The organism is Agrobacterium sp. 5Ca39 (assembly GCF_055382365.1).
Window position 1 is genome coordinate 1,599,030 of record NZ_AP026436.1, and the last position, 15,664, is coordinate 1,614,693.

15 protein-coding genes and 3 tRNA genes are annotated in these 15,664 nt (G+C 58.3%); 4 read left to right on the forward strand and 14 right to left on the reverse strand.

The window, feature by feature from the left end; genetic code table 11:
- Positions 1-50: 50 nt before the first annotated feature.
- The 10 genes from rpoB to tuf form a co-directional block, all read right to left on the reverse strand.
- Positions 51-4,187: a DNA-directed RNA polymerase subunit beta gene (gene rpoB, locus ACZ47E_RS08075; RefSeq protein ID WP_022556539.1), complete on the reverse strand. Its 4,137-nt coding sequence runs from the start codon at positions 4,185-4,187 to the stop codon at positions 51-53.
- A gap of 263 nt (positions 4,188-4,450) precedes the next feature.
- The gene (gene rplL / locus ACZ47E_RS08080; protein WP_004442635.1) at positions 4,451-4,828 is read right to left on the reverse strand and encodes a 50S ribosomal protein L7/L12; all 378 of its coding nucleotides are present in this window, start codon (positions 4,826-4,828) and stop codon (positions 4,451-4,453) included.
- Between the two features lie 59 nt (positions 4,829-4,887).
- Positions 4,888-5,406, reverse strand: coding sequence for a 50S ribosomal protein L10 (gene rplJ / locus ACZ47E_RS08085; RefSeq protein WP_004442637.1), 519 nt, complete (start codon positions 5,404-5,406; stop codon positions 4,888-4,890).
- A gap of 355 nt (positions 5,407-5,761) precedes the next feature.
- On the reverse strand, positions 5,762-6,457 hold the full coding sequence (gene rplA, locus ACZ47E_RS08090) for a 50S ribosomal protein L1 (RefSeq protein WP_003507704.1): 696 nt from the start codon (positions 6,455-6,457) through the stop codon (positions 5,762-5,764).
- A gap of 2 nt (positions 6,458-6,459) precedes the next feature.
- Positions 6,460-6,891, reverse strand: coding sequence for a 50S ribosomal protein L11 (gene rplK, locus ACZ47E_RS08095; RefSeq protein WP_004442641.1), 432 nt, complete (start codon positions 6,889-6,891; stop codon positions 6,460-6,462).
- 143 nt (positions 6,892-7,034) lie between these two features.
- Positions 7,035-7,565, reverse strand: a complete 531-nt coding sequence (gene nusG / locus ACZ47E_RS08100; RefSeq protein ID WP_003523721.1) for a transcription termination/antitermination protein NusG — start codon at positions 7,563-7,565, stop codon at positions 7,035-7,037.
- A gap of 21 nt (positions 7,566-7,586) precedes the next feature.
- Complete coding sequence (gene secE, locus ACZ47E_RS08105; protein WP_004442643.1) at positions 7,587-7,787, reverse strand: preprotein translocase subunit SecE; 201 nt, start codon at positions 7,785-7,787, stop codon at positions 7,587-7,589.
- A gap of 183 nt (positions 7,788-7,970) precedes the next feature.
- Positions 7,971-8,046 (reverse strand) — tRNA-Trp (locus tag ACZ47E_RS08110).
- A gap of 125 nt (positions 8,047-8,171) precedes the next feature.
- A complete protein-coding gene (locus tag ACZ47E_RS08115) occupies positions 8,172-9,065 on the reverse strand; it encodes an NAD-dependent epimerase/dehydratase family protein (protein ID WP_278066857.1) in 894 nt (297 codons plus the stop codon).
- Between the two features lie 142 nt (positions 9,066-9,207).
- Entirely contained in the window at positions 9,208-10,383 is a 1,176-nt protein-coding gene (gene tuf / locus ACZ47E_RS08120; RefSeq protein WP_004442617.1) for an elongation factor Tu, read from the reverse strand.
- 400 nt (positions 10,384-10,783) lie between these two features.
- Between tuf and ACZ47E_RS08125 the strand changes: the two genes are divergently transcribed.
- Positions 10,784-11,416, forward strand: a complete 633-nt coding sequence (locus ACZ47E_RS08125; RefSeq protein ID WP_004442646.1) for a TerC family protein — start codon at positions 10,784-10,786, stop codon at positions 11,414-11,416.
- 456 nt (positions 11,417-11,872) lie between these two features.
- Here ACZ47E_RS08125 and ACZ47E_RS08130 read toward each other — a convergent pair whose 3' ends face one another.
- Positions 11,873-12,241 carry an MliC family protein gene (locus tag ACZ47E_RS08130; RefSeq protein WP_278066858.1) on the reverse strand — a complete coding sequence of 123 codons (369 nt, stop codon included), beginning with the start codon at positions 12,239-12,241 and terminating at the stop codon, positions 11,873-11,875.
- A gap of 499 nt (positions 12,242-12,740) precedes the next feature.
- Complete coding sequence (locus ACZ47E_RS08135) at positions 12,741-13,190, reverse strand: hypothetical protein (RefSeq protein WP_077987469.1); 450 nt, start codon at positions 13,188-13,190, stop codon at positions 12,741-12,743.
- Between the two features lie 263 nt (positions 13,191-13,453).
- On the opposite strand from ACZ47E_RS08135, the gene ACZ47E_RS08140 reads away from it, so the two are divergent.
- Positions 13,454-13,774 carry a BA14K family protein gene (locus ACZ47E_RS08140; protein ID WP_004442654.1) on the forward strand — a complete coding sequence of 107 codons (321 nt, stop codon included), beginning with the start codon at positions 13,454-13,456 and terminating at the stop codon, positions 13,772-13,774.
- A 138-nt stretch (positions 13,775-13,912) separates the two neighbouring features.
- Here ACZ47E_RS08140 and ACZ47E_RS08145 read toward each other — a convergent pair.
- Positions 13,913-13,986 (reverse strand) — tRNA-Gly (locus tag ACZ47E_RS08145).
- Between the two features lie 25 nt (positions 13,987-14,011).
- Positions 14,012-14,096, reverse strand: a tRNA-Tyr gene (locus ACZ47E_RS08150).
- A gap of 209 nt (positions 14,097-14,305) precedes the next feature.
- Between ACZ47E_RS08150 and ACZ47E_RS08155 the strand changes: the two genes are divergently transcribed.
- Together ACZ47E_RS08155 and ACZ47E_RS08160 are read left to right on the forward strand one after the other, a co-directional pair.
- Positions 14,306-15,193: a TrmH family RNA methyltransferase gene (locus ACZ47E_RS08155; RefSeq protein WP_006700352.1), complete on the forward strand. Its 888-nt coding sequence runs from the start codon at positions 14,306-14,308 to the stop codon at positions 15,191-15,193.
- A 76-nt stretch (positions 15,194-15,269) separates the two neighbouring features.
- Positions 15,270-15,662, forward strand: a complete 393-nt coding sequence (locus tag ACZ47E_RS08160; RefSeq protein WP_004442658.1) for an acyl-CoA thioesterase — start codon at positions 15,270-15,272, stop codon at positions 15,660-15,662.
- Positions 15,663-15,664 lie beyond the last annotated feature (2 nt).

The window sequence follows — 15,664 nt, forward strand, 5'->3', positions numbered from 1 at the left end:
CCGCTCGGGAAACCGGCAGGCGCCCTCTCAGGCGCCCGCCTCTGTCGTGTTTATTCCGCCGCGTCAGGCAGCTGGTCTTCGGGCTGGTTCTCGATCTTCGAGTTTTCCAGCTCGACGGACAGGCCGAGCGACCGCATTTCCTTGACGAGAACGTTGAAGCTCTCGGGGATACCGGCTTCGAAGGTGTCGTCGCCACGGACGATCGCTTCGTAAACCTTGGTACGGCCAGCCACGTCGTCCGACTTGACGGTGAGCATTTCCTGCAGCGTGTAAGCCGCGCCGTATGCTTCCAGAGCCCAGACTTCCATTTCCCCGAAGCGCTGTCCGCCGAACTGCGCCTTGCCGCCCAACGGCTGCTGGGTAACGAGCGAGTAAGGACCGATCGAGCGAGCGTGGATCTTGTCGTCGACAAGGTGGTTCAGCTTGATCATGTACATGTAGCCGACGGTGACCTTACGGTCGAACGGCTCACCGGTACGGCCGTCGTAAAGAACGGACTGACCGGATTCATGCAGACCTGCCTTCTTCAGCATCGCGGCAACGTCAGGCTCATGCGCACCGTCGAAAACCGGAGTCGCGATGGAAACACCGCGCTTGGCTTCTTCGGCGAGCTTGACGAGCGAGTCGTCATCAAAACGCTGAACCTCGTCATTGGCTTCAGACGCGTAGATTTCCGTCAGCTCGCTGCGAAGCTCGCTGATGTCCATCGTCTTGCGATACTCTTCGAGCATCTCGCCGATCTTCTTGCCCATGCCTGCGCATGCCCATGCGAGGTGGGTTTCGAGGATCTGGCCGACGTTCATTCGCGAAGGCACGCCGAGCGGGTTCAAGCAGATGTCGACATGCGTGCCGTCTTCGAGGAACGGCATGTCCTCGACGGGAACGATACGCGAGACGACGCCCTTGTTACCGTGACGGCCGGCCATCTTGTCGCCCGGCTGGATCTTGCGCTTAACGGCAACGAAGACCTTGACCATCTTCATGACGCCCGGAGGCATTTCATCGCCGCGCTGGACCTTTTCGACCTTGTCCATGAAGCGCTGCTCAAGGCGCGACTTGGATTCGTCGTACTGGCCGCGAAGTGCTTCGATCTCAGCCTGGGCCTTTTCGTCCTCGACGGCGAACATCCACCACTGCGAGCGGGGATATTCGGAGACGACGGCGTTGGAGAGCTCGACGCCCTTCTTGAAGCCCTTCGGACCGGCAATCGAAACCTGGCCACGCAGCATGTCGATCAGACGGCCGTAGACGTTACGGTCGAGGATCGCCTGCTCGTCGTCACGGTCCTTCGCCAGACGCTCGATCTCTTCGCGCTCGATAGCCATTGCGCGCTCGTCCTTCTCCACACCGTGACGGTTGAAGACGCGGACTTCCACGACCGTACCGAACGTGCCCGGAGGCATGCGCATGGAGGTGTCGCGAACGTCGGAAGCCTTTTCACCGAAGATGGCGCGCAGAAGCTTTTCTTCCGGCGTCATCGGGCTTTCGCCCTTCGGCGTGATCTTGCCGACGAGGATGTCGCCCGGCTGAACTTCCGCACCGATGTAGACGATACCGGCTTCGTCGAGGTTCTTCAGCGCTTCTTCCGAAACGTTCGGAATATCGCGCGTGATTTCTTCCGGACCAAGCTTCGTGTCACGCGCCATCACTTCGAATTCTTCGATGTGGATGGAGGTGAACACGTCGTCGGAAACGATACGCTCCGACATCAGGATCGAGTCTTCGTAGTTGTAGCCGTTCCAGGGCATGAACGCGACGAGCGCGTTACGGCCGAGAGCCAGGTCACCGAGGTCGGTCGACGGACCATCCGCGATGATGTCTCCCTTGGAGATGATATCACCGACGGACACCAGCGGACGCTGGTTGACGCAGGTGTTCTGGTTCGAACGCTGGAACTTCTGCAGACGGTAGATGTCAACGCCGGACTTGCCTGCATCGAGATCTTCCGTAGCGCGGATAACGATACGCGTCGCGTCGACCTGATCGACGACACCGCCGCGGCGAGCCGCGATGGCAGCGCCGGAGTCACGCGCAACGATCGGTTCCATGCCGGTGCCCACGAAAGGCGCCTCTGCGCGCAGAAGCGGAACGGCCTGACGCTGCATGTTCGAGCCCATGAGAGCGCGGTTGGCGTCGTCGTTTTCCAGGAACGGAATGAGAGCCGCTGCGACCGAAACGAGCTGCTTCGGCGAAACGTCCATCAGGTTGATGTTGTCACGCGGTGCGAGCATAACTTCGCCCGAGTGACGGCAGACGACGAACTCTTCCGAGAAAGAACCGTCTTCATTGAGCGGCGCGTTGGCCTGCGCGACGTAATACTTCGCCTCTTCCATGGCGGAGAGGTAGATAACGTCGTTCGTGACCTTGCCGTCGGTGATCTTGCGGTACGGGCTCTCGATGAAGCCGTACTTGTTGACACGGGCAAAGGTTGCAAGCGAGTTGATCAGACCGATGTTCGGGCCTTCCGGCGTCTCGATCGGGCAAATACGGCCGTAGTGGGTCGGGTGAACGTCGCGGACTTCGAAGCCGGCGCGCTCGCGGGTCAGACCACCCGGTCCAAGAGCCGAAAGACGACGCTTGTGGGTGATTTCCGAAAGCGGGTTCACCTGGTCCATGAACTGCGACAGCTGCGAGGAACCGAAGAATTCGCGAACGGCAGCAGCTGCCGGCTTCGCATTGATCAGGTCCTGCGGCATCACGGTGTCGATTTCGATCGAGGACATACGTTCCTTGATCGCACGTTCCATGCGCAGAAGGCCCAGACGATACTGGTTCTCCATCAGTTCGCCGACAGAACGCACACGGCGGTTGCCGAGGTTGTCGATGTCGTCGATTTCGCCCTTGCCGTCGCGCAGTTCGACCAGCATCTTGACGACGGCGAGGATGTCTTCCTTGCGCAGCGTGCGCACGGTGTCTTCCGCGTCGAGGTCGAGGCGCATGTTCATCTTCACGCGACCAACGGCCGAAAGATCGTAACGCTCTGCATCGAAGAACAGCGAGTTGAACATCGCTTCCGCCGAATCCATGGTCGGCGGCTCACCCGGACGCATGACGCGGTAGATGTCGAACAGGGCTTCCTGGCGGTTCTCGTTCTTGTCGGCAGACAGTGTATTGCGGATATAGGCGCCAACATTGACGTGGTCGATGTTGAGAACCGGAATCTCGTCAAAACCGGACTGCAGGATCAGACCGAGGGTCTTCTCGTCGATTTCGTCGCCGGCCTCGAGATAGATTTCACCCGTCTCGTAGTTGACGATGTCTTCGGCCAGGTAGTTGCCGTAAAGGTCTTCGTCGGTCGCCTTCAGCGCCTTGAGGCCCTTTTCGGAGAGCTGGCGGATAAGGCGCGGCGTGAGCTTCTTGCCGGCCTCGACGACCACTTCGCCGGTATCGGCGTCGATCATGTCGGTGACGACCTTGGCGTTCTTCAGCGCTTCGGGCTGGAACGGAATACGCCAGCCGTCGCCGTCGCGCTCATAGGAAGCCTTGGTGTAGAAGGTCGACAGAATGTCTTCGCCGTCCATGCCAAGCGCCATCAGCAGCGAGGTGACGGGAATCTTGCGGCGACGGTCGATACGCGCATAGACGATATCCTTGGCGTCGAACTCGATGTCGAGCCAGGAACCGCGATACGGAATGACACGGGCAGCAAAGAGCAGCTTGCCGGAAGAATGGCTCTTGCCCTTGTCGTGATCGAAGAACACGCCCGGCGACCGGTGCATCTGCGAAACGATGACGCGCTCGGTGCCGTTGACGATGAACGTGCCGTTATTGGTCATGAGCGGCATGTCGCCCATGTAGACGGACTGTTCCTTGATGTCCTTGATGGACTTCGCGCCCGTATCTTCATCGATATCGAACACGATGAGGCGCAGCGTCACCTTAAGCGGCGCTGCATAGGTCAGATCGCGCTGACGGCATTCCTCGACGTCGAACTTCGGCGCTTCGAATTCGTAGGATACGAATTCGAGCATGGAGGCGCCGGAAAAATCGGTGATCGGGAATACGGATTTGAAAACGGCATTCAATCCCTCGTCGGGACGGCCACCCTTGGGCTCGTCAACCATGAGAAACTGGTCGTACGAAGCCTTCTGAACCTCAATGAGGTTCGGCATTTCCGCTACTTCTGGAATTTTGCCGAAAAACTTGCGTACGCGCCTGCGACCGTTAAACGAAAGGGTCTGAGCCATCGTCGCTCCTTTAAAAATTGCATCCGGGCCTGCAACGGACGGGAACCGATGGCCAGTCGATCCCGTCAATCAATGGGTATCCTCAATCTCGTTCCACATCCCGGATCGATCAGGCCGGATTGCCTTGATGAGCCGGTTCGGAACCATTCTCTTGAAGAACCCATTACCCAAAAGCCATTTTCACGCGGCTTTTGGGTAATGAGTTTTAAAAACGATGACGACGGGAAGGGGCATTAAGCCCCTTCCCACCAGCAATCGCAAGATTACTTAACGTCAACCTTGGCGCCTGCGTCTTCAAGCTTCTTCTTGAGATCAGCAGCTTCAGCCTTGGAAACGGCTTCCTTGACCGGCTTCGGAGCGCCTTCAACGAGGTCCTTGGCTTCCTTGAGGCCGAGGCCGGTGATGCCGCGAACTTCCTTGATGACGTTGATCTTGTTGGCGCCAGCGTCAACCAGGATAACGTCGAACTCGGTCTTTTCTTCTTCCGGAGCAGCAGCAGCAGCAGCGCCGCCAGCAGCAGCAACGGCTACCGGAGCAGCAGCGGAAACGCCCCACTTTTCTTCGAGAAGCTTGGACAGTTCTGCAGCTTCCAGAACGGTCAGCGAGGAGAGGTCTTCTACGATCTTTGCGAGATCAGCCATTTTGATAGTTCCTTTTGTTCAGTTCGAACCAGTTTGAATATTTACAGCGAAAAACCGCCTTAAGCGGCTTCGTCCTTCTTGGCGTAAGCCGAGAACACCCGAGCCAGCTGGCTTGCAGGTGCGGCGACAACCGTAGCGACGCGAGTTGCCGGGGCATTGAGAAGGCCCAGCAGCTTTGCGCGCAGCTCGTCCAGCGAAGGCAGGGTCGCGAGCGACTTGACTGCTTCGGCGTTGAGCGTGGTTGCGCCCATGGCGCCGCCCAAAACAACGACCTTGTCGTTGGTCTTGGCGAAATCCATGACGACTTTCGGAGCGATCATCGGGTCAGTGCTGTATGCAATCAGCGTCTGTCCCTTGAAGAGATTGGTCATCCCTTCCGACTCCGTACCCTGAAGAGCGATCTTGGCCAGGCGGTTCTTCGCGACCTTGACGGTGCCTCCGGCAGCGCGCATCTTCGAACGGAAGTCGTTCATCTGCGCAACGGTGACACCAGCATAGTGGGCCACGACAACCGAACCGGAAGCCTTGAAGACTTCGTTCAGCTCCGTGACGAATTCGCGTTTTTCCGCTCTTTCCACTGTCTGTCTCCAGTAGACGGGGCCACATGATTGTGAACCCGTCGGGTTTGCCTTTGCCCCAAGGGACCTTTTTACAAAGATCCCGAGCGACGCTCGAGGATCCTGTCCCCCGCTCTGTCGCCGCAAACGGCTTCAGGCACAGGCACACCAGGTTCGAACCGGACAGTCAGGCATCGACAGATGCCTCAAATCCAGCCTCACCCGTCTCATGCAGGCTAAATGATTAAGGCCCGGCCCCGAAGGACATGGCCACCCGCAATCTCGGACAGGAGTTCCGGGTTTCCCCGGAAATCTCCGGCTCCTGGGAGCCGGAAATTCTTTTATTCACACTTCACTCCGGAAGCGCGAGAATTGATTAAGCCGTAACCGACGAAGGGTCGATCTTGACGCCCGGACCCATGGTCGAGGAGATGGCGACGCGCTTGACATAGTTGCCCTTGGCGCCAGCCGGCTTTGCCTTGATGACCGCATCGGCGAAAGCCTTGATGTTTTCCTCAAGAGCCTTGGCGTCGAACGAAGCCTTGCCAACGCCAGCGTGTACGATACCGGCCTTTTCGACGCGAAACTCGACAGCGCCGCCCTTGGATGCCTTGACAGCACCGGCAACGTCCATGGTCACGGTTCCGACCTTCGGGTTCGGCATCATGCCACGCGGGCCGAGTACCTTGCCGAGACGGCCGACGAGCGGCATCATGTCCGGGGTCGCGATGCAGCGATCGAAGTCGATCTTGCCGCCCTGAACGATTTCAACCAGTTCTTCCGCACCAACAACGTCAGCGCCGGCAGCCGTGGCTTCATCAGCCTTGGCGCCACGGGCGAAGACGGCGACGCGAACGTCACGGCCGGTGCCGTTCGGCAGGTTGACAACGCCACGAACCATCTGGTCCGCATGGCGCGGGTCAACGCCGAGGTTCATCGAAACTTCAACGGTTTCGTCGAACTTGGCGACTGCACGTTCCTTGACCATCGAAATGGCGTCGGTGAGAACGTAGAGCTTGTTCGGATCCACGCCTTCGCGGATCTTCTGAATGCGCTTTGCTACCTTGGCCATGATCAACCTACCACTTCCAGGCCCATGGCGCGGGCAGAGCCCTCAACCATTGCCATTGCGCCTTCGATGTCGGCTGCGTTCAGATCCTTCATCTTGGCTTCAGCGATCGACTTGACCTGAGCCTTGGTGATGGAGCCGACCTTGGCGCCCTTGCCAGGCGTCTTGGAACCGGAGGTGATCTTTGCTTCCTTCTTCAGCCAGTACGTCATCGGCGGCTGCTTCATGACGAAGGTGAAGGACTTGTCCTGGTAATAGGTGATGACGACCGGGATCGGCATACCCTTTTCCATTTCCTGCGTGGCGGCATTGAACGCCTTGCAGAATTCCATGATGTTAATGCCACGCTGACCAAGTGCCGGACCGATCGGCGGGGACGGATTGGCCGACCCAGCCTTTACCTGCAACTTGAGCTGGCCTGCAACTTTCTTAGCCATATCTCTCTGCCTTTCAATTCAAACCGGTTGCCCGGCTTCTCTAAGCCGGATTTCTCCGGCGGCTGCGGTTGCGTGGTGCGGCGCCCTGCCCCGGCTTAAAGAGCCAGTTAGCCTTCCACGCGCTTGGGGCATCGCCCCGCCAATCAGACCTTCTCGACCTGATTGTATTCCAGCTCGACCGGCGTTGCGCGGCCGAAAATCGAAACTTCCACCTTCAGGCGCGAACGCTCCTCGTCCACGTCCTGAACCACGCCGTTGAATGACGCGAAAGGACCGTCGGAGACGCGAACCTGCTCGCCGATCTCGAACGAAACCGAAGACTTCGGACGCTCGACACCTTCCTGAACCTGACCAAGGATACGCTCGGCTTCATAATCCGGAATCGGAACAGGCTTGCTGTCCGAACCGAGGAAACCGGTAACCTTCGGCGTGTTCTTGATGAGGTGATAAGCCTCATCCGTCAGGTTGGCGCGCACCAGCACGTAACCCGGAAAGAACTTGCGCTCGCTATCGACCTTGCGGCCGCGGCGCACCTCGACCACCTTTTCGGTCGGCACGAGGATTTTCTCGAAAAGATGGTCCAGACCCTTCTGACGGGCCTTTTCCTCGATCGACTCGGCGACCTTCTTTTCGAAATTCGAATATGCGTGAACGATATACCAGCGCGCTGCCATCTTTACTCTCCGTTCAATCCGTTACCGGCCGACGTTCAGCACAAGGCTGAGAATCCAGCCAATGAGCTGGTCAGCAGCAAAAAAGAACAGAGCCGCGAAAATGACCATCACCAGCACCATAGCCGTCGAAATCATGGTCTCGCGGCGCGACGGCCAAGTGATCTTTGACGCTTCGGCGCGAACCTGCTGCAGAAACGTAAACGGATTGGTTTTGGATGCCATTGACTGCCCACGCAATTACGGCGCGTAAAGCCGAACTAATCAGCCCCACGCACCGCGTGTCTGTTTTGACCCTACATAAACACCGATTCCACTTTTAACAAGAGGAAATCGACATTCGGCGAAATTCGCCGGTAAACCGGCCCCATCTGCCATGCAGCGAAAACCGCGCTTGCGAATGGAAAGTGGCAGGGGCAGAGGGGCTCGAACCCCCGACCTGCGGTTTTGGAGACCGCCGCTCTACCAACTGAGCTATACCCCTTAATCACCTGAACCGGCCGCGAAATCGCTTGGCCAATTCGGTATGCGCTCCTTTAAGGTGCAGGGAAAAGAATGGCAAGTGTGTTTTTTGTTTTTTCCACTCTGCCCCCGAAAATCATGCACCCGTCAGGTTTTGACGTATTTCCGCCAGTCATGCTCTTCCTTGAAACCAAGGATCTCGCGAATCTTGCGGTTGGAGATCAATCCCTCATGCTCTCCGATCTCGCGGCGGAATTGCACCTGAGGGAAATATGTCCGGGCAAGCTCGCGCGTGGGGACCGTTGCCGTAGCTGTATCATTAACGGCATTGAAGACCTGATAACCGAGGCCATCCTTTTCGATGCAAAGATGGCAGATCTGGCCGAGATCACGTGCGTCGATGTAGCCCCAGGCGTTGCGTTTGCGTGTTTCCGGATGGGCAAAGAAATCGGGAAACTTCTCATACTCATGGGGTTCGATGACATTGCCGATTCGCAGCGCGTAAATGTCGTATCCGCTTCGCTCGGCAAATGCCCGCGCGGTTCTTTCATTCACCACCTTCGACAGTCCGTAGGAATCCATCGGGTCGACATCGTAGTCCTCTTCAAGCGGGAAGTGGTGAAAATCCTTCTCGCCCTCGGCGAAACAGACCCCGTATGTGGTCTCGCTCGATGCTATTACTACCTTTCGGATGCCAAGCTTTATCGCGGCCTCGATGACATTATAGGTTCCCATGGCGTTGATACGGAACGTCTCGTTGTCCGGCTTGATCAAAATGCGTGGAACCGCAGCAAAATGGATCACCGCATCAAAGGGCAGAACACCCTTCCCGGTTTCGAACTCCGCGAAGTTCCGATGCATGGAAAGGGCATTAAAAACCTGCCCGCTGTCCGTGATATCGACGATGAGATTGGTCACGCCCGGCCTGTCGAGCGGAACGAGATCGATGTTGTGGACCTCATATCCCTTGCCGATGAGCCACGGGATCACATGCCGTCCGGCCTTGCCGGAACCACCGGTAAACAGAATGCGCTTCTTCATGATACTCCTCATCATCTCCCCAGCAATGAAGTAGCAGCCGGGACCGAGGAACGAAAGCGCCCATCCTCCAGGCGCGAGACACAAAACAAAAAACCCCGCTGTCTCCAGCGGGGTTTTCGTCAAGCCTTTTCAGGCCTTAAGATTACTCGACGATCGAGGCGACGATGCCGGCGCCGACGGTACGGCCGCCTTCGCGGATAGCAAAGCGCAGCTTTTCTTCCATCGCGATCGGAACGATCAGCTCGACGTCAACGGTGACGTTGTCGCCAGGCATAACCATTTCCGTGCCTTCAGGAAGCGTAACGATGCCCGTGACGTCAGTCGTACGGAAGTAGAACTGCGGACGGTAGTTCGTGAAGAACGGCGTATGACGGCCGCCTTCTTCCTTCGTCAGGATGTAGGCTTCTGCCTTGAACTTCTTGTGCGGCTTTACCGAACCCGGCTTGCACAGGATCTGACCACGCTCGACGCCGTCACGGTTAACACCGCGAACCAGTGCACCGATGTTGTCGCCAGCCTGGCCCTGGTCGAGCAGCTTGCGGAACATTTCAACGCCGGTAACAGTCGTCTTCGAGGTCGGACGGATGCCGACGATTTCGACTTCTTCACCAACCTTGACGATACCGCGCTCAACGCGACCCGTCACAACCGTACCACGGCCCGAGATCGAGAACACGTCTTCGATCGGCATCAGGAACGGCTGGTCGATCGGACGCTCAGGCGTCGGGATGTAGGCGTCAACCGCAGCCATCAGCTCGCGGATCGCGTCTTCACCGATCTTCTTGTCGGAATCTTCAAGAGCAGCAAGCGCCGAACCCTTGATGATCGGAATATCGTCGCCCGGGAAGTCGTAGGACGACAGAAGTTCGCGAACTTCAAGCTCGACGAGCTCGAGAAGCTCGGCGTCGTCAACCTGGTCGACCTTGTTGAGGAACACGACGATGGCCGGAACGCCAACCTGACGGGCAAGCAGGATGTGCTCGCGCGTCTGCGGCATCGGGCCGTCAGCGGCGGAGCAAACCAGGATCGCGCCGTCCATCTGGGCAGCACCGGTGATCATGTTCTTCACGTAGTCGGCGTGGCCGGGGCAGTCAACGTGAGCGTAGTGACGGTTGGCCGTCTCGTACTCAACGTGTGCCGTCGAGATCGTGATACCACGGGCCTTCTCTTCAGGAGCCGCGTCGATCTGGTCATACGCCTTGAACTCGCCGAAGAACTTCGTGATTGCTGCCGTCAGCGACGTCTTGCCATGGTCAACGTGACCGATCGTGCCAATGTTGACGTGCGGCTTCGTCCGCTCAAACTTGCTCTTTGCCATGTGAATTGCTTCCTGTGAACGTGAAGTAGTTTCCCCGGCGAACCGGTTTGGTGTCGCCGTTTAAGGCTTTGTAAGCGAATGCGCAAGACTTAATTGTGAAAGCGCCTTCGCGCGCGCTCTAAGCGTGCCTTGTGGGGCGTATATGGTGTATGTTTTGCGACATTCAAACCCGCGCCGTGGCATCACACAGAGATACAGACGAGCCGCCTTTCAGTCGCAGCCAATCACTAATTAAGATATTTCCATCACAACTTCTTTACCTGGGGCGGCTCGATGGCTTAAGGACACTTCATCGCCGGGGGGAGACGGGCGAGCGGAACCGGGCGCTGCCGCGCTGCCATGCATGTCTCGACCGCCGCTTTTCCCCGCGCCGCCTCTCTATCCGTTTCAGGACCAGCCAATGGAAATCTTCACAGCCGCCGGTTTCACGGCATTCTTACAGGTCATTGCGATCGATCTCGTTCTGGCAGGCGACAACGCCATCGTCATCGGCCTTGCCGCCGCCGGTCTTCCCGCGCATCTCCGCCGCAAGGCGATCCTTGTCGGCATCATCGCCGCCACGGTTCTCCGCATCGGGTTTGCCGCCGTCACTGTACAGCTTCTTGCCATCGTCGGCCTGCAACTCTTTGGCGGCCTGCTGCTCGCCTGGGTCTGCTGGAAGATGTGGAGCGAACTGCGCGAAGCTTCGGGATCCATCGAGGACGAGGTGACGGATGAAGAGGCCGACCTGACCAAGGGCCACAAGACGTTCTTCCAGGCAGCGACCCAGATCGTCATCGCCGACGTCTCCATGTCGCTGGACAATGTGCTCGCCGTCGCCGGCGCCGCGCAAGAACATGTGACTGTTCTGGTCATCGGGCTCATCGTCTCGATCGCGCTGATGGGACTTGCAGCCAACTTCGTCGCCAAGCTTTTGCACCGCTACCGCTGGATTTCCTATCTCGGCCTGATGGTCATCATCTACGTGGCGCTCAACATGCTGTATCACGGCACGCTCGAAGTCCTGCCCTACATTCAGGCCTATCTCGGCTGAGCCACCTGCAGAAACACACTTTCAGAAGGCCCGGAAGCCTCGCTTTCCGGGCCTTTTGCATGACGGGGGCCAGCTCACCGACCACCCGGCCTTTGCGTTGGTGGAACGAGCGGGGAATCAGCTGCCGCCTTCGCTGCAACATCCGGAGAAGATTGGGAAATCGTGATTTGTCGCCGGTAGATTCTGGCAATTGAGGTCAGCCACGGGCAAGCCTAGGGAGCTACTTATAAGTCATAATAATAAAAAGAAAGGTAGAGCTCCCAATGGCTTATGACTGGAGCGGCGGACGTACCCGTCGTCTTCGCCGAATGAAGCTTGGCGTCGTCGCCAGTTCTCTCATTCTGCTGGCGCTTCTGGCGTCGCTTGTTCTTGGCTGAGCATGCAGCCTGACACTGACCGGCGGCATGGCACGGTTTTCAAAACCGCCCTGCCGCCGCTCCATGAATATCATGGCGATCAGGTTTTTTTCTCTTCCACGCAGTGAACCGGTTGTTTCATGTCCGGATCCGTCATCACATCGTAGAGATCGGCTTCGTCTCCTTTGGACCACCAGACACGAGCGCCGCCCTGGTATTTTGCTCCGGAGCCTGAAACGACATTGGCGGCGACGATAACGCCGTCCTTCAAGCCCAGCCGAACAAGACTGATGTCGCCGGCATTGTAATAAACCGCCTCCACCGTCTCGGCGCCGCACCGATAGACGGCATCGGTTTTTTCAACCGTCGTATCCCCGGGAAGCGGAATCACCAGATCCTCGGCAAGCGCGCTGGAGGCAGCCGGCAAGGACAGAGCGGCAAGATAGAGTGCTGCAACGGATTTCTTCATGATGGGCCTTCCTGGTTTGACCCCGTCATAAGGTCACGCCAGCAAAGCCAAATTGCGGCAGCTCCAGGAACCGCCGCCATATCCCCGATTCATTGCCGCTGGACGCGTGCATCATTGCAATCCACCCCAAGCGGGGGCTGGCTATCGAAACAGCCAGTAAACAATGCCGAGAATCACGGCCCACATCGCCAAGGATATGGCCAGAACTACGAGATAATTTCGAAACCGTCTGGTCATCCGCCCCCATCGCCGGACGGCCGTTGCTCGACAACCGTAACCGTTGAATTGCTGGATGCGGATAAACCGCAGGGATCAGCCTGTCTACCAAGAGGCTGAATCACAGGCTATTCGGATATTTTACCCGCCCGAAATGGGGTCGATGGACGGAGCAGGACGCACAAATCCGCCAGCGCGCGGGTCTTCGCCACCAGCGCTACACGCTTCATGCGATATCGGCTTGGGAGAGGGCGGCGGAAACCGACCGCCGCCCCTACCCGCCTCAGCTCTTCAGCGCCGTGTTGCACAGGCTCCAGTAGCCGCCGCCCTTCTGGATCCATTTCAGGTCACCGAGCGTACCGTCATTCTTGTTCTTGTGATAGGAGTCGACACAGGTTTTCAGGCGGGCCTTTGCCGGCGTCTCGCTTGAATATTTCTTGTCAACAGCGCTCGGGAAAGCGACGCCCTTCGGAGCCTTGATCGTCGCTTTCTCGGGTTCCTTCTCGGTTGTGGCCGCGACCTGCTTGTCGTCGGCCGCATCTTCAGCCGCCGCCTCGCTGCCGCAGAACTTGGCGCGATAATCGTTCCACTTGACGTCCTTGGCGGACCCGTCAGCTTTCGCCGCCTGATATTTTACGCTGCACTCCTTCATGGTGAGTGCGGCAGCGGGGGAGACAAACGCCGCCGATGCCAGCAGCGCAAAGGATGAGAGAATGACAACCCTGTTCAACATCGAAGACTCCCGTTTGCATGATTGCCGGTCGACTATCTGACCGGATTTTCCGCTTGTCAACGAGCAGTGCGGCATGGATACAAAGTCCGGTTGAGCGAGCATAAATCCATCCTGCCGCGCCTCGGATTCCCCATGAGGCCCGATCCGAACCCACGCTCTCCGATCAAGCCGAAGAATCACGTCTTCGTGTGGCGTCAAGCCTCCATCGGAACGAAATTCCTAAATTTTCGTTAGCATCCCGAACGAATAATGAGGATTTATCGATGTTGAGGATGCCGAAGACCATCTCCGCGCTCGCTCTTGGCGTCGCATTATCTGCCGCTTTTGTTATGCCCGCTGAGGCGTTGAGCCTCATACAGCCTGCCTACGAAACGCAGGCACAAAATTCGGGCCAGCGCGGTTATCCCGCATCCGCCTTTGCCGCGGGAACCGGGGAAGAAGCCACGCCTGACGGATACGCCCTGTCGCAGGCCGAAATAAATCACGTAAAATGGTGCGCGGCGCGTTACGCCTCCTATCATCCTACTGACAATAGCTACCTGGCGCCCGCAGGCACAAGAAGCCAGTGCCGTTCGCCTTATTGAGCGCGACTGGGGGCGCGGCATTCATGGCGTATAGGATAAACTAGAGCCCATCACCGCATCGGCTGAATGCTCACGGCACAAATACCCGGAGACGCGAAACACGTCGCGCAGCGATAAGGTGATTTACTGAGAGGAAGCTGGAGCGGGTAGCGGGAATCGAACCCGCGTATTCAGCTTGGAAGGCTGCTGCTCTACCATTGAGCTATACCCGCGGTGGCGATTTCGATCCGTGCAGAATGGTGGAGGGAGTTGGATTTGAACCAACGTAGGCGTAGCCAACGGATTTACAGTCCGTCCCCTTTAACCACTCGGGCATCCCTCCAGTTATCTGCGAGGATCAAGCGACCAAGCTCTTCAGATTTCGCTGCGGCGAAGCGCCGTTGCGTCGTCTGTGGCGCGTATATGACGGCCTCGTTCGTTTCTGTCAACACGCCCTTTCACGAATTTTCGGGAAAAAATTCAATCCCCTTTGCAGCCCTGTGGATTATCACGGGGGCTGGTGCGCGGCACGCGCCGGAGATATAAGGCGCCATGAGCAAAGACGATCCCAACAACAAATCCACCCGCGACACACATTACGCCAACCTGCGTCGTGCCGTGCGCGACGCGAAGCGCGAGCGCGGTGAAATTCCGACCCCGCAGCAGTCGAAGCGCCGGAACCGCGGCGCCGACGATTGGAAGCCGCCGCAACTTGCGCCCGACCAGGTGCACCTTTACGGCCTGCATACCGTACGCGCAGCCCTTGCCAATCCGGAGCGGCAGATCGTCAAGCTTTCTGTTACCCAGAATGCCTTTGCACGTCTCGATATCGGCGAGGCGGAGGCGCAGCCCTTCCCGGTCGAGATAGTATCCCCGCAGGATATCGACAGGGTTTTGGGGCCTGAGGCGATCCATCAGGGCGTGATGCTGGAGACCCGGCCGCTGCCGGTCAAGCGGCTGGGCGCGCTGAAGGATAGCCCACTCATTCTCGTGCTCGATCAGGTCACCGATCCGCATAATGTTGGCGCCATCATGCGCTCGGCAGTCGCCTTCAATGCGGGCGCCGTCATCACCACGATGCGCCATAGCCCGACCGAGTCGGGTGTGCTGGCGAAATCCGCCTCAGGCGCGCTGGAACTCATCCCCTATATCCAGATCACCAATCTCGCCGATGCGCTGGGTGAACTGCACAAACTCGGCTTCTTCTCGGTCGGCCTCGATTCGGAGGGCCCCGCCCCGATTGAACGGACCTTCAGCGGCGAAAAAATCGCACTGGTGCTGGGCGCCGAAGGCAAGGGCCTGCGCCAGAAGACCCGCGAGACCGTCTCGGCGCTCGCCCGTCTCGATATGCCGGGAGCGATCAAATCGCTCAACGTGTCGAACGCGGCGGCCATCGCCCTTTACGCAACGCAGCAATTTCTGGGCAAAGCGTCGTCCTGACGCTTGCCATTCCTTGCGAAATCACAAAGCGCATCGCATGCTGCGCCTTTGTCATTCGCACGGAGCACATCTCAACATGACCGACCAGACCATCAAACCGACCGGCGAGCTGACGCTCAGAACGCTCGCCATGCCGGCCGACGCCAATCCGGCCGGCGATATTTTCGGGGGCTGGGTCATGTCACAGATGGACTTGGCGAGCGGCATTCGTGCGGCGGAACGCTCTCGCTGTCGCGTGGTCACGGCGGCAGTCAAGGAAATGGCCTTTGAACTGCCGGTGAAGATCGGCGACACGCTGTCCATCTATACCGATATTGCCCGCGTCGGCCGCACCTCCATCACGCTGACGGTAGAGGCCTGGGCGCAGCGGTCGCGTTACGACAAGCTGGAAAAGGTAACCGCCGGCACCTTCATCATGGTGGCGATGGACGAAAACGGGCAACCGACGCCCATTCCTCCGGCGGAGTAGGA

Bases quoted from the DNA above. Each gene is read 5' to 3' on its own strand.
- rpoB (WP_022556539.1), bottom strand. From the start codon at position 4,187: ATGGCTCAGACCCTTTCGTTTAACGGTCGCAGGCGCGTACGCAAGTTT.
- rplL (WP_004442635.1), bottom strand. From the start codon at position 4,828: ATGGCTGATCTCGCAAAGATCGTAGAAGACCTCTCCTCGCTGACCGTT.
- rplA (WP_003507704.1), bottom strand. From the start codon at position 6,457: ATGGCCAAGGTAGCAAAGCGCATTCAGAAGATCCGCGAAGGCGTGGAT.
- rplK (WP_004442641.1), bottom strand. From the start codon at position 6,891: ATGGCTAAGAAAGTTGCAGGCCAGCTCAAGTTGCAGGTAAAGGCTGGG.
- nusG (WP_003523721.1), bottom strand. From the start codon at position 7,565: ATGGCAGCGCGCTGGTATATCGTTCACGCATATTCGAATTTCGAAAAG.
- secE (WP_004442643.1), bottom strand. From the start codon at position 7,787: ATGGCATCCAAAACCAATCCGTTTACGTTTCTGCAGCAGGTTCGCGCC.
- ACZ47E_RS08115 (WP_278066857.1), bottom strand. From the start codon at position 9,065: ATGAAGAAGCGCATTCTGTTTACCGGTGGTTCCGGCAAGGCCGGACGG.
- tuf (WP_004442617.1), bottom strand. From the start codon at position 10,383: ATGGCAAAGAGCAAGTTTGAGCGGACGAAGCCGCACGTCAACATTGGC.
- ACZ47E_RS08125 (WP_004442646.1), top strand. From the start codon at position 10,784: ATGGAAATCTTCACAGCCGCCGGTTTCACGGCATTCTTACAGGTCATT.
- ACZ47E_RS08130 (WP_278066858.1), bottom strand. From the start codon at position 12,241: ATGAAGAAATCCGTTGCAGCACTCTATCTTGCCGCTCTGTCCTTGCCG.
- ACZ47E_RS08135 (WP_077987469.1), bottom strand. From the start codon at position 13,190: ATGTTGAACAGGGTTGTCATTCTCTCATCCTTTGCGCTGCTGGCATCG.
- ACZ47E_RS08140 (WP_004442654.1), top strand. From the start codon at position 13,454: ATGTTGAGGATGCCGAAGACCATCTCCGCGCTCGCTCTTGGCGTCGCA.
- ACZ47E_RS08155 (WP_006700352.1), top strand. From the start codon at position 14,306: ATGAGCAAAGACGATCCCAACAACAAATCCACCCGCGACACACATTAC.
- ACZ47E_RS08160 (WP_004442658.1), top strand. From the start codon at position 15,270: ATGACCGACCAGACCATCAAACCGACCGGCGAGCTGACGCTCAGAACG.